The 12,329-nt window shown below is 45.3% G+C and carries 12 protein-coding genes; 6 read left to right on the plus strand and 6 right to left on the minus strand.

What is annotated here, in order from left to right; all coding sequences use genetic code 11:
* Positions 1-65: 65 nt before the first annotated feature.
* On the plus strand, positions 66-524 hold the full coding sequence (locus tag ICV38_RS06060) for a phosphate-starvation-inducible protein PsiE (protein WP_215378350.1): 459 nt from the start codon (positions 66-68) through the stop codon (positions 522-524).
* Here the strand turns inward: ICV38_RS06060 and ICV38_RS06065 are convergent, their stop codons facing one another.
* Complete coding sequence (locus ICV38_RS06065; RefSeq protein ID WP_215378352.1) at positions 525-1,952, minus strand: TAXI family TRAP transporter solute-binding subunit; 1,428 nt, start codon at positions 1,950-1,952, stop codon at positions 525-527.
* Positions 1,953-2,031: 79 nt separating this feature from the next.
* On the opposite strand from ICV38_RS06065, the gene ICV38_RS06070 reads away from it, so the two are divergent.
* Entirely contained in the window at positions 2,032-2,733 is a 702-nt protein-coding gene (locus tag ICV38_RS06070) for a pirin family protein (protein ID WP_215378354.1), read from the plus strand.
* 18 nt (positions 2,734-2,751) lie between these two features.
* Here ICV38_RS06070 and ICV38_RS06075 read toward each other — a convergent pair whose 3' ends face one another.
* Genes ICV38_RS06075 through ICV38_RS06090 form a run of 4 tightly spaced genes read right to left on the minus strand, consistent with a single transcriptional unit; the run spans position 2,752 to position 6,490 of the window.
* Complete coding sequence (locus tag ICV38_RS06075) at positions 2,752-3,735, minus strand: tripartite tricarboxylate transporter substrate binding protein (RefSeq protein WP_215378356.1); 984 nt, start codon at positions 3,733-3,735, stop codon at positions 2,752-2,754.
* A gap of 30 nt (positions 3,736-3,765) precedes the next feature.
* Positions 3,766-4,815 (minus strand): Ldh family oxidoreductase, encoded by a 1,050-nt coding sequence (locus tag ICV38_RS06080; protein WP_215378357.1) that lies wholly within the window; start codon positions 4,813-4,815, stop codon positions 3,766-3,768.
* A gap of 6 nt (positions 4,816-4,821) precedes the next feature.
* Positions 4,822-5,571, minus strand: coding sequence for a GntR family transcriptional regulator (locus ICV38_RS06085; protein ID WP_251368123.1), 750 nt, complete (start codon positions 5,569-5,571; stop codon positions 4,822-4,824).
* The gene (locus ICV38_RS06090; RefSeq protein WP_251368124.1) at positions 5,558-6,490 is read right to left on the minus strand and encodes an SMP-30/gluconolactonase/LRE family protein; all 933 of its coding nucleotides are present in this window, start codon (positions 6,488-6,490) and stop codon (positions 5,558-5,560) included. Before ICV38_RS06090 ends, ICV38_RS06085 begins: the two co-directional genes overlap by 14 nt.
* A gap of 143 nt (positions 6,491-6,633) precedes the next feature.
* Between ICV38_RS06090 and ICV38_RS06095 the strand changes: the two genes are divergently transcribed.
* Entirely contained in the window at positions 6,634-7,569 is a 936-nt protein-coding gene (locus ICV38_RS06095) for a 3-hydroxyacyl-CoA dehydrogenase family protein (protein ID WP_215378361.1), read from the plus strand.
* On the opposite strand, the gene ICV38_RS06100 is transcribed toward ICV38_RS06095, so the two are convergent.
* Positions 7,556-8,701, minus strand: coding sequence for a mandelate racemase/muconate lactonizing enzyme family protein (locus ICV38_RS06100; protein ID WP_215378363.1), 1,146 nt, complete (start codon positions 8,699-8,701; stop codon positions 7,556-7,558). The two genes, ICV38_RS06095 and ICV38_RS06100, sit on opposite strands and share 14 nt — an antisense overlap.
* A gap of 61 nt (positions 8,702-8,762) precedes the next feature.
* Here ICV38_RS06100 and ICV38_RS06105 point away from each other — a divergent pair, with 61 nt between their 5' ends.
* From ICV38_RS06105 to ICV38_RS06115, 3 genes are read left to right on the plus strand one after another with little or no spacing between them, the layout of a single operon-like run.
* Positions 8,763-9,725, plus strand: coding sequence for a tripartite tricarboxylate transporter substrate binding protein (locus tag ICV38_RS06105; RefSeq protein ID WP_215378365.1), 963 nt, complete (start codon positions 8,763-8,765; stop codon positions 9,723-9,725).
* Between the two features lie 26 nt (positions 9,726-9,751).
* A complete protein-coding gene (locus ICV38_RS06110; RefSeq protein WP_215378366.1) occupies positions 9,752-11,299 on the plus strand; it encodes a UxaA family hydrolase in 1,548 nt (515 codons plus the stop codon).
* Between the two features lie 49 nt (positions 11,300-11,348).
* Entirely contained in the window at positions 11,349-12,329 is a 981-nt protein-coding gene (locus tag ICV38_RS06115; RefSeq protein ID WP_215378367.1) for a DnaJ C-terminal domain-containing protein, read from the plus strand.

Genomic DNA, 12,329 nt, shown 5'->3' on the forward strand with positions numbered 1-12,329 from the left:
TTTTTTATTGCTTTAGCCCAACAGATAAATATACTGAGTCTCATCAATAGAACGATGGAGGCTTTATGAATATGACCCCTACTTCACCAAAAGATGCAACCAAACTTGAGGTTGCCATTGAAAAGTGGACAGTGCCCATTGGTAACTTATTTGTCTCACTCTTTCATCGGATTGCTTTGTTTGGCATTGGGGCAGCTACCGTGTGGTCAGCAGCTGTCGCATTTTTAGGCATGGTCAGCAAAGGTGCTGCTTCGATTGAAGATCTGTTGCTCTTGTTTATCTATTTAGAAATCGGCGCAATGGTAGGTATTTATTTCAAGACCAACCACATGCCGGTGCGTTTCTTGATCTATGTTGCCATCACAGCTGTGACCCGCTTAATCATCGACTTGGTCAACACCAAGCACGAAGCAGATATGGCCATACTATTTATGGGCATCACAATCTTGATCTTAGCGCTAGCAAACGCTGTTGTTCGCTATGCCTCCTTCAAGTTTCCGAGCAGGCACAGCGAAGGCGAATAATTAAAGTGCCATCGGGCTAGAGGCTGATGTTTGTACTGGTGTGTATTGATAAGGGTGAACGCCCCTATTTAAGCAATTGCGAACGTAATCAATGCTGGTGCGCAGTGAGTAGTAATCGCCAGCCAATCGCTTCGAGACTTTGATATTGAGAGCCTGATACTCCATGAGATCAAGCTTCTTTAAATACTCGTCCCGCTTTAATTCGTCATAGTTCGTCAATAGATCTTGCTCAAAAGTTTTTAACTCACCGTATAGACGATTAATGATGTTGTACATCCGCCGAGTTCTAAAGCTTGGCAATGTGTTTAATACTGGATAGGCAAGAACACAGAATGGTAAGAGGACAAATATCAACCTACTGATAAATTCAGCAAGCCAGAATGGGAAATAAGTAGAGATCAGTGGATAGCGATTTTTTTCATAATGAATCGCAACCGGACTTTCTGGTAGTAAAGAATCCTTGAATGAAGGAAACTCTCCTCTCTTATTAAAGAAAGATTCTCTGCCATTAATTTCTCGCGCCGCTTCTAGAAATAAGAACTGAATTGCTGGATGCATCCTGTCATCTATCAAGAGATTGGTAGTTGTTGCAACTAACTTGAGATCTTCACTTGGGAAGTTACGCTCCAAGCCAAAAGCCCCCTCAGGGACTTTTAGGATTTGCAGATAAGGAATGATTTTGGTAAAGGCCTCAGCACGCTTAAAGGTGACTAAATGCATATTAGGGTCAGCCAGAAGAGTCTGGACATTAGGCGCTTCATAAGAGTCGACGATAAAGGTGCCATCAATCTCTCCTTTCTTGAGGGCTTGAACCGCATGCTCACCAGGCAAATTGACAAACTTTAGGTCAGCACGGTCTAGCCCCGTAGCCTTCAGAATACGCATGGACTGGGCATGGGTTCCGCTGCCCTCAACTCCAACAGAAATCTTACGGTTTGAAAAGAATTTAGAGTGCCCTTGTACAACCTCAAAATCGCTGTACTTCACTTCCGGACCAGAATAGAAAAACCAAATCGGGTCGTATCCAATCGCACCCAATGATTGGATTCCGGTGACGGTTTTCGGATGGGCAACTCCAGCCTGGACAAACGCAGCTTGCACTGGATCATTGCGATCACTTAAGCGCGCAAGATTCTCTTGTGCACCATTGGTCGGCAACAACTCGAGAATCACGCCCTTCTTGGCAAAGAATTCTGCATACTTCTTGCCAATCACTTCGTAGGAACCACCAGGCGACCCAGTTGCCATGATGACATGTCTTGGTGGGGGTGGATCGGCATACCACCAGATTCCCATCAGAACCATCAATAAAAAAATTAATAGCGGCCATGCCTCTTGTAAAAATTGAGTGAAGTCTGTCCATTTCTCCTGAGCCGTCTCAGAAATCCCCAGAAAAGTTTCCTGTAAGTTTTGTTTGAAGCTAGCCATGTGCGCCGATTAGCAAATAATCTAAAAGCTAATGATAATGTCCTTATCTACAATTTCACTAAATTGATACACTAAAGATATGTTATTTCTCAGAAAATCCCAAGATCGAGGCTATGCTGATCACGGCTGGCTAAAAAGCTTTCACTCCTTCTCTTTTGCCGGTTATCACGACCCACAATTTATGGGATGGGGCAATCTAAGGGTCATCAACGAGGATCGGATAGCTCCTGGAATGGGCTTTGGCAAACATGGTCACCGTAATATGGAAATTATTAGCTACGTTCTCTCAGGAGAGCTCGCTCATGAAGACAGCATGGGAAACGTGAAGGGCATTCCTCCAGGGGATGTTCAGCGCATGAGTGCTGGAACGGGTGTAATGCATAGTGAATTTAATCACGCAAAAGATCAAACCACACACTTTCTACAAATTTGGATAGAGCCCAATGTTCTAGAAATTCGTCCAGACTATGAACAAAAAACCATACCGCAAGCGAGCAAAGAAGGAAGGCTCTGTTTGGTTGCATCACCTAGTGGTCATGATGGATCTGTTTCGATATCTGCAGATGCCAACATGTACTCAGGTCTTTTTGATGGAGCGCAATCTGCTCAACTAACATTAGACCCAAAACGCAAGGCCTATGTTCACCTCATTCGCGGCTCATTAGCGGTGAATGGTCAAACCTTGAATGGTGGTGATGCCCTAATGATTGATCAAGAAAGCCATTTAGATATCTCTAATGGAAAAAGCGCTGAAGTCTTGGTATTTGACCTCAGCGCTTGATGACTGCCAAGGGGAAGATCAATCTAACTTAATCTTCGCCTTTTCAATGACGACTTTCCAGCGAGCGATATCTGAGAAATACAAATCAGAGAATTGTTGCGTATTCATTGGCGCAATTTGTACGCCAGCTTTTTGAAAGCGATCTTTCATCTCAGGGGTTTCTAAGATTTTCAAGATCGAATTATTCAGCTCTTTGATGATTGGCTGTGGTGTTCCTGCGGGCACAAAGACACCTTGCCATAAAGCCATCTCATAACCTTTCACCCCTGACTCTTGAATGGTCACCAATTCTGGAGCACCGCTGAAACGATTTTTACTAGTCACCGCTAAAGCTCTGGCTTTATCGCCTTTATACAAAGGTAGACCAACCGGCATACCTGCAAAGTAAAAATCAATCTGTCCGCCAACTAAATCCGTTGCTGCCGGTGAGCCGCCTTTATAAGGAATGTGAATTGCTTGTAAGCCTGTAGTCGCCAAAAACAATTCGCCAGCCATGTGATCAGAGTTACCAATACCCGAAGACCCAAAACTTAACTTGCCCGGATCTGCTTTGAGCATGGCAATTAGATCGGCCACACTTTTTGCAGGTGAATTGTTATTGACGATGAGGATGTGAGGGGTTGCCGCAACACCAACTACAGGTAACAGATCCTTTTGACCATTAAAAGGCAGCTTGGGATTTGCGGCCACATTAATTGCTAAGCCATTTTGTGCAAATAAGATGGTGTAGCCATCAGGAGAACTTTTAGCCACCGCATCTGCAGCCAAACTACCTGCAGCACCTCCACGGTTTTCTACAATGATCGGCTGTTTTAAAGCAAGACTGAGATCATTGGCAATCATCCTGCCAACAATATCAGTAGAGCTTCCCGGTGCATAACCAATCATCATTTTGATTGGTTTATCTGGATAAGCAGCAAATGCTGAACCCATGAATACTGGAATGATTGCCGCCGCTACTACTGCACTTATTGCTATGTTTTTGATGAATTTTTTAAACATATGTCTCCCCCAGTAATTTTTGTATGCTCTTTAGAACTTCAGAGCAGGAATACCGCACTCCTTAGCGCAGGTATTTAATGCCTCCAATAATTCTGGAGACACAGGAATGCCCGCCTTTGCTCTCTCCGACATCGTCCTAGCGGCACCCTCACCTGGCACCCGAATTTCTTTAACGCCAGGTAACGTTGATGAATTTTTAAGATCATTCACCAAGGTGGTTACTCTGGCAACAAAGTCCTCCTTATTACCAAAGGCGCTTGGGTCAACCGCAATAATTGTTTGACCAGTATTGGTGACTAAATCGTGATGCGCATTGAAGTCAATCGTTCCCCTGCCAACCGCGGCATTGTTGAGCGCACCGGCTAGCAATCCAATCATGACTGCCAAGCCATAACCCTTATAACCCCCAATGGGCAATAGCGAACCTTCAGCGGACTTTTTAGGATCAGTAATCGGCTTGCCCTGACGATCAATCATCCAATCATCTGGAATGGACTCACCCTTTTGTGCCGCTACTTTAACTTTTCCGTAAGCAGCTACCGTTGTTGCAATATCGAGGAGCACTGTAGGCTCATCACCAGCAGGCACCGCAATTGCAATCGGATTAGTGGATAGCAGCAAATCGATACCACCCCATGGCGCCATATGATTGGCATTGCCTACTGCCATATAGATACCGATATAACCATGCTCTGCCAATTTGCGCACATATACCGATGCAGCTCCTGAATGGTTACCAAAGTGGCTACCTATCCAGCAGACACTATGCTGCTTTACTTTTTCAATCGCGAGATCAACAGCTTTGTTCATTACCAAATGACCCAAGGCGTTGTCACCATTAATTAAGGCAGTTGCACCCTGCTCGCGCTCAACGTGAATATTGGGATGAAGGTTTACGCCACCGGCCCGAATTCTTTTGAGGTAAGCAGGCAGGCGAAATATTCCATGACCATCTGCCCCAACGAGATCGGACTTGACCATTAAATTGGCAATGATGTCAGCATCTCCCGCAGGAACTTTTTCAGCCTGAAGTGCGCTTGAGATAAAACGCTCTGCGTCTGCTATTGGCAAGTAGTTCATAGTGACTTAAACCTCTGAGCTCGCTTTAAATTCCATGCTGTAAACATACTTATTTTCTGGGTGGTGCGTTACTGTCACTTCAAATAATTTATCTTGATCATCAAAATAGCGACGAATAATTACCAAGCATGAAGTTTCCGGCTTGATGTGAAGTTTTGCTGCAATCTCTGGTGAGGCAACAGCTGCATAGACATCAACTTCAGCCCTTTCAATGCGAGCGCCGTATTTTTTCTCAATTTGCTCATAGACCATTATCTGAGTGTGCTCTGGATCTTTTGTCAGCGATGCAAACTGCGGCAGGATATAGATGTCTGTCCAAGCAATCACCTCTTCAGCTTGTTGACGCTTACGAATTCCACCAATGTGATACCAAGACGACCCAACTGGGGCGCCCACGATCAAACTCAAGCGCTTATCTAGCTCAATAAATTCTTCAACTAGGTTTTCACGATAGGTATCGCGTGAGTAACTCAGAATATCAATTGGAGAGTTATAACTTTGAGTGAAACGCCGTAAGCGCTGCCTTGAAACTACTTTCGTTGGTGCGCCTTGATGGCGATAAATCAAGCCATTAGCTTCCAAGATTTGTAGTGCATGGCGCAATGTATGCCGACTAGACTGAAAATCTCGGCAAAGATCCGCCTCGGCAGGCAAGACGGATCCCACCGGCCAATCACCGTTATAAATACGCTGCTCTAGTGTATTCGCTAGAGCTTTGTATAACGGTAATCGCTCAGTCAATTTAGGAAAGTCCAAACATTTTTTTGCCAGCAACTGGCACGTGTGCTTTCAGAATATCGCCTGATAAAGACTCAGTGATATAGAGATCTTTATTGTCGGGACCGCCAAAACACATATTAGCCAAATGATGGTGATGTGGGTTCTCAGAGTAGATCAAGTGGGTTGGCAACATATTGTTGTCAAATCTCCAGATACCAATACCGAGGTGGCACACCAATAAGCCATTTTCTGAATCCATTTCAATACCATCAGGACCTGCAACACCACCAGTCAACTGCACCGCCACACCAGTCTTAGAAACAGAGCCGTCTGCCATCAAAGGTAATCTCCAGATTTGCTGAGATCTTGTAGCGGCTACGAACACATGCTTTTCTTGAGTGTTTAAAGTAATGCCATTTGGACTTGGGACATTCAGAGCCAAGCGATCGAGTTGACCATTGGCACGCAATCTAAATACGCGACCGGTTGGATCAGCAATACCAGTCTGACCTTGATCGGTGAAATACAAATCGCCGTTAGAAGCAAAATGCAGATCGTTCAAACCTTTGAAGTTCTCGCTGTACATGGAGCCCAAAATGGTTTCAATTTTTCCAGTCTTTGGATCCAAGGCGAGTAAGCCTGCTTTGTAGTCACAAATAAAGGCACGGCCATCCTTATGAAACTTCATGCCGTTTGGCCAACCGTCGTATTGAGTAATAAGCTCCCACTCGCCTTTCTTATCAATGCGGAAAATACGGCCAAAAGGAATATCCACAAACCATAGATTTCCTTCACGATCAAATGAAGGGCCCTCTAAAAAGCACTCTACTTCCGCGCCCTGACGATTTGGGTCAGACCAGCCTGTACGGGATTTTTTGCGGAATTTCGCAGGCATGGATGAAAAAACTTCAGTCTTGATTTTTTCAACCGGCTGGAAGGGGTTATGCATCGTCATGTGGAGGTCTCCTAGGATAAGTTATACGGATAAGTGAATTTTATTATTTAACTATTAAACCATAAATAATGCTAATCTTACGCATCTATTGATGAAATTTGATCAAGCCCAATTAATTACTTAACCGTATAGGTTTAAAAAATATGAAATCTGTAACTGTTATCGGAACCGGAATCATGGGGGCTGGCATTGCTGCTGGCTTTATCGCCCAGAACATCCCTGTAGTCATATTGGGCAGAACAAAAGAAAAGGCTGAGGCTTGCTTAGATAAGGCCATCACCCTAGCAAAGAAAATTGGCGTGGTAGGAGACAATGCCACCAAAGAAGAAGCTGACATTAAGAAGCAGCATTTCGTTGGAGTCATGGAGGAGTGGCAGAGCTGGGATCAATGCTCATGGGTGATTGAAACCGTAGCCGAAAACTTAGAGCTCAAACAAAAGGTATTTCAATACCTTGATCAGGTCGTGCCAGCAAATATTCCCATTGGCAGCAATAGCTCCGGTTTTCCCATTAGCAAAATTGCCGAAGGACTCAAGACCGCCAATCGCATGATGGGCGCCCACTACTTCATGCCAGCAGAGGTCGTGCCCTTAGTAGAGATCGTCATGGGACAAAAGACAGAGCTCAAATATGCAGAGCAGGCTTGTGAGCTGTATAAAAAAATTGATAAGAAGCCTGTTCTGGTGAAGAAGGACATCCCTGGATTTTTAGCCAATCGCATTCAGCACGCTTTAATGAGAGAGGCGCTCTCGCTTGTGCAAGAAGGGATCGCTACCCCTGCAGATATTGATGATGCAGTCAGATACAGCTTTGGCTTTCGCTATGCTGCCGTGGGCCCAATGACCCAAAAAGAAATTTCTGGCTGGGATGGAATGGCTAACGCCGCTAAAGAAATTTATCCATCACTATCGAACATCACCGCCCTGCCCCCGAAGGTCGTTCAACTCATGGCTGACGGTAAAACAGGCATGAAAGCAGGTGAAGGTTTTAGAAAGTGGACTCCAGAAGAAATTAAATCCGTCTCCGATTCCTACTCTCGAAGATTAAAAGCCGCTTTTGATGTACTTAATATTGAATGACTGAGTGACCTTGGGCTATGGCATCCTTCACACGATCCAGATTGGGAGTCACTCCAACACCAGTAGTGTTGAGTTGCGCGATATCCAGATGGCCGTGCTTTGCGCTTAATGGACGATCGCAAATATCAAAGCGTAGATATTGATTTGACATGCTAAATCCCCAAGGCACATCTCCAATTGCAAAACCAATCGCTGCCGTTGCTGCTCCTGCTAGCGATGTTTCCGCTACCTTGCAAGCAAGGTTGAGTTTGAGATTGTTTCTGCGCAGAATTTGTGCACATTTCCAAGCTGCTAACACTCCACCGGTCTTGATGAGCTTAAGACTTGCCCCATCGAGCGCTTTAGCACTCATGAATGCTTCTATCTCGTCAGCCCCATGGATAGATTCATCTAGGCCAATAGGAATAGGTGAACGCTCTTTAAGCACCACAAAGTCTGCCAAAGCACAATCAGCATGGATTAATTGCTCCGCAAAAGATAACTTGCTTGCTTGTTTGGAGGTACAGAATTGCACGGCATCATCTAAAGACATAGCGCCATTTGCGTCCACCGAGATGACATCGCCCTCTAACAAATCAGATAGCACTTCTACTCTGTGCAAATCTTCTTTCAAAGATAAAGAGCCAATCTTAATTTTCCAATGTTTAAATCCTGCCTCACGAAATGATTTGGCATCGGCCATTTCCTTTTCCAATGTACCACCTAACATACGGAGCAATGGAAGTTCAGTGAATACTGGTAAATCGACTCCAGCGCTCAGTGAGCGCAAGTACTTCCATAAGGAAATTGAGTTTTTCTGCGTGTATAGATCAAGTAATGCCATTTGCAGGCAAGATTTCGCTGATGGATTGCCATACAAAATTGCATCACAAGCTTTTGCAAAATACTTCGGATCGCTCCACTCTGGTTCACGGGCCTTATCCACTAGATATTTGACGCTGGCCAATAAGCTCTCAAGCGTTTCACCAGTCATGAGTGGCGCGACAGATGCCTCTCCCCAGCCTTGGCGGCCCTCTTCATCAGTTAGGCAAAGTAATACTGTTTTGGCATCCGCGATCAGCTCTTTAGCCATCTTGATTGGGTCAACAAGTGGTATCGAAAGCGGAAAGATGGTTGCCTGAGTGATTTTCATTTTTTACAAAGCATCTAAAACAAATATTAAATAAGAATATACGGAATACGGAGAACATTACATGAGAAAAACTTTTTTAGCATTGTTGCTGGTCACCATTGGCTTTAGCACTACTTTGCAGGCACAAACCTACCCATCACAACCAATCAAACTGATCGTTCCCTTTGCTGCGGGTGGCCCTTCCGATGTTCTCGCGAGAGGATTTACTCCCAAACTGGGTGAGAACTTGGGGCAAGCAATCATCATTGAAAACAAACCGGGGGCTGGCGCAAACCTTGCCGCTGAATATGTCGCGAACTCCAAACCTGATGGCTACACGCTCTTTCTGATGATGGTAGGAACACAGGCCATTAATGAAACACTCTATAAAAAATTAAATTACAACCTCGTTAAGGATTTCTCCCCGGTATCTTTGGTTGCCTCTTCATCACTACTTTTTGTTGCTAACCCTTCTGCTCCATTTAAAACGATTTCTGAGTTGGTGGCTTATGCAAAAGCCAATCCGAATAAAGTCAGTTTTGCATCCTCAGGCGCTGGAACGCCATTGCATCTCGGTGGCGAACTCTTTAATACGCTTGCAGGAACGGATATCCTGCATGTCCCATACAAAGGGGCTGCACCTGCTTTAACTGATGTGTTGGGCGGTCAAATTGAAACTGCTTTAGTGGGCACCCCAGCTGCGCTTCCTTATGTGCGCTCTGGGAAATTAGTACCGCTTGGCATTACTAGCCTCAAGCGCTCCCCAGCCGCTCCTGAGATTCCTGCCATTTCAGAGTACTACCCAAAGTTTGAAGTAGAGCTGGTGTACGCCATTGTTGCCCCAGCAAAGACGCCCAAAGCAGTTATCGATAAACTGAACTCACAATTAAATGCGGTTCTCAATAATCCAGAAATCAAAGCGCAAATCAATAGTAAAGGCTTTGAGATTGTGACTAGCAGTCCATCTCAATTGGGCGATTACATTAAGTCAGAGGTTTCCAAATGGGCCCCCATCGTGAAAAAGTCTGGCGCAACTCCTGAATAATCAAACTCTCTATTTGAAAGAAATCCATGATTGAAATCTCTGAAAAACGTCTAATAGGTCCGATTATTCGCCTGCATCCTAATGACAATATCGTCGTTGCTCGTGTTGACGTGGGTATTGGCACTGAAGTACCTAGTGAGAACTTCACAAGTCGTAGCCAAGTACCAGCTGGGTACAAGATTGCTACCAAAAAGATTCTCAAGGGCGAGCCGATTCTTAAATACAACGTCACCGTTGGTTTTGCTAATACCGATATTGAGCCTGGCACCATGGTTCACAGCCATAACACCGAGTTCAGAGAGTTTGATCGTGACTATGCTTATGCAAGCGAGTTCAAGCCAACCCAAATGTTGCCAGAATCAGAACGTGCTACTTTCCAAGGATATGTCAGACCAAATGGCAAAGTGGGTACTCGGAATTTCATTGGTATTTTGTCCACCGTCAATTGCTCTGCAACTGTAGTGAATAAAATCGCTGACTACTTCACCCCAGAGCGTTTAAAAGACTATCCAAACGTTGATGGTGTAGTGGCATTTAGTCACGATATCGGCTGCGGTATGGAAATGAGTGGCGAACCCATGCAGTTGCTGCGTCGTACGATGGCTGGCTATGCTCGTCACCCTAACCTCGCGGCCGCATTGATCGTTGGCTTAGGTTGTGAGCGCAACCAACTTAAAGGTTTGATGGAGCAAGAGGACCTTAAAGAAGGATCTAACCTCCATACCTTCATCATGCAAGAGTCTGGCGGCACTCGCAAAACCATTGAAGCAGGCATTGAGGCGGTCAAAGCTCTTTTACCAGAAGCGAATAAAGCAAAACGGGAAACCGTATCCGCAAGCCATTTAACAGTGGGCTTGCAATGTGGTGGCTCTGATGGCTTTTCTTCGATCACCGCCAATCCAGCACTAGGCGCAGCAATTGATATTTTGTCTCGTCATGGTGGCACAGGAATTCTGTCGGAGACTCCAGAGATCTATGGTGTTGAACATACTCTTACTCGACGCGCAGCAAGCCAAGCAGTTGGTGAAAAACTGATCAAACGTATTCGCTGGTGGAAGGATGAGTACTCGGTTGGTCGTGATGTGCAGATCAATGGCCAAGTTAGTCCAGGCAATCAAATTGGCGGCCTTGCCAATATTTTTGAGAAGTCTTTAGGCTCCTCGATGAAGGGTGGAACAGGCCCGCTGATGGAAGTTTATAAATATGCAGAACCAGTAACTGCGAAAGGTTTTGTATTTATGGACACCCCTGGTTTTGATCCTGTATCTGCTACGGGACAAATTGCTGGCGGCGCCAATCTCATTGCCTTTACAACCGGTCGTGGCTCGATGTTTGGCTCTAAACCTGCACCATGCATCAAGCTTGCCACTAACACCCCCATGTATCAAAGACTTACAGAAGACATGGACATCAATTGTGGCGAAATTTTGGATGGCACTGTCTCCGTTCAAGAGATGGGGCAGCGTATTTTTGAGCTATTCCTCAGAACTGCATCCGGAGAGCCTTCTAAGAGTGAATTGTTGGGCTTAGGCGATTATGAATTTGTGCCTTGGCAAATTGGCGTGATGAGCTAATACGCCTGTAGAATTAATCCATTGGCTTACTATGGATTAATACAGGCTTATGAAATTTAGGGATTATTACGAAACCCTCGGTGTTGCCCGTTCGGCCACCGAGGCAGAAATTAAAGCTGCCTACCGCAAGCTTGCTCGCAAATATCACCCAGACGTCAATAAAGAAGCTGGTGCTGAAGAAAAGTTCAAAGAAATTGGTGAAGCTTACGCAGTCCTAAAAGACACCGAGAAGCGTGCCGCCTATGATCGTTTTGGCGCTAACTGGAAGAATGGCCAAGACTTTACCCCTCCTCCAAATTGGAATGAAGGCTTTGAATACGCTGATGATGGATATGGCGGAGCCCATCCTGGTTATGGCAGTGGCTTTGAAGGTGATCAAAGCGAATTTTTTGAATCATTGTTTGGTAGAGGCAAGCATCGCCAAGGTGGCAGAGGTAGTCACACACACCAAGGCATGAACTTCAAAGGGCAAGACCATCATGCCAAAATTATGATTGATCTTGCTGATGCCTATAACGGTGCCAAGCGCACTATTGCACTACACATGCCCACATTAGATGCGAGTGGTCATGTCACTACACAAGAGCGCAAACTAGACGTCAGCATTCCAAAGGGCATTAAAGCCGGTCAAAATTTACGCCTATCAGGCCAAGGGGGCCCAGGAGTTGGCGAAGGTCCAGCTGGCGACCTCTATCTTGAAATTGAATTTCACCCTAATCCCATTTATCGCGTTGACGGCAAAGATGTCTTTATTGATATCCCACTTGCACCATGGGAAGCTGCATTAGGCACTACCGTCAATGTTCCCACTCCAGCGGGAAGTACTTTAGAACTCAAAATACCAGCAGGCACTGTTGCGGGTCGAAAGATGCGCCTGAAAGGCAAGGGCATTCCAAGTGCTGAGCCTGGCGACTTGTATGTCGTTCCCACAATTGCACTACCGCCTGCAGATACGGATACCCATAAAGAAGCCTATCAAAACTTTGAGAAGGCTTTTGATTTCAACCCTAGAACCCATTTGAAGGGATGA

Source organism: Polynucleobacter sp. MG-6-Vaara-E2, assembly GCF_018687695.1.
GTDB lineage: Bacteria > Pseudomonadota > Gammaproteobacteria > Burkholderiales > Burkholderiaceae > Polynucleobacter.

Coding starts and splice junctions, on each gene's coding strand:
- ICV38_RS06080 (WP_215378357.1), bottom strand. CDS start 4,815: ATGAACTACTTGCCAATAGCAGACGCAGAGCGTTTTATCTCAAGCGCA.
- ICV38_RS06110 (WP_215378366.1), top strand. CDS start 9,752: ATGATTGAAATCTCTGAAAAACGTCTAATAGGTCCGATTATTCGCCTG.
- ICV38_RS06105 (WP_215378365.1), top strand. CDS start 8,763: ATGAGAAAAACTTTTTTAGCATTGTTGCTGGTCACCATTGGCTTTAGC.
- ICV38_RS06070 (WP_215378354.1), top strand. CDS start 2,032: ATGTTATTTCTCAGAAAATCCCAAGATCGAGGCTATGCTGATCACGGC.
- ICV38_RS06100 (WP_215378363.1), bottom strand. CDS start 8,701: ATGAAAATCACTCAGGCAACCATCTTTCCGCTTTCGATACCACTTGTT.
- ICV38_RS06090 (WP_251368124.1), bottom strand. CDS start 6,490: ATGACGATGCATAACCCCTTCCAGCCGGTTGAAAAAATCAAGACTGAA.
- ICV38_RS06075 (WP_215378356.1), bottom strand. CDS start 3,735: ATGTTTAAAAAATTCATCAAAAACATAGCAATAAGTGCAGTAGTAGCG.
- ICV38_RS06095 (WP_215378361.1), top strand. CDS start 6,634: ATGAAATCTGTAACTGTTATCGGAACCGGAATCATGGGGGCTGGCATT.
- ICV38_RS06060 (WP_215378350.1), top strand. CDS start 66: ATGAATATGACCCCTACTTCACCAAAAGATGCAACCAAACTTGAGGTT.
- ICV38_RS06065 (WP_215378352.1), bottom strand. CDS start 1,952: ATGGCTAGCTTCAAACAAAACTTACAGGAAACTTTTCTGGGGATTTCT.
- ICV38_RS06115 (WP_215378367.1), top strand. CDS start 11,349: ATGAAATTTAGGGATTATTACGAAACCCTCGGTGTTGCCCGTTCGGCC.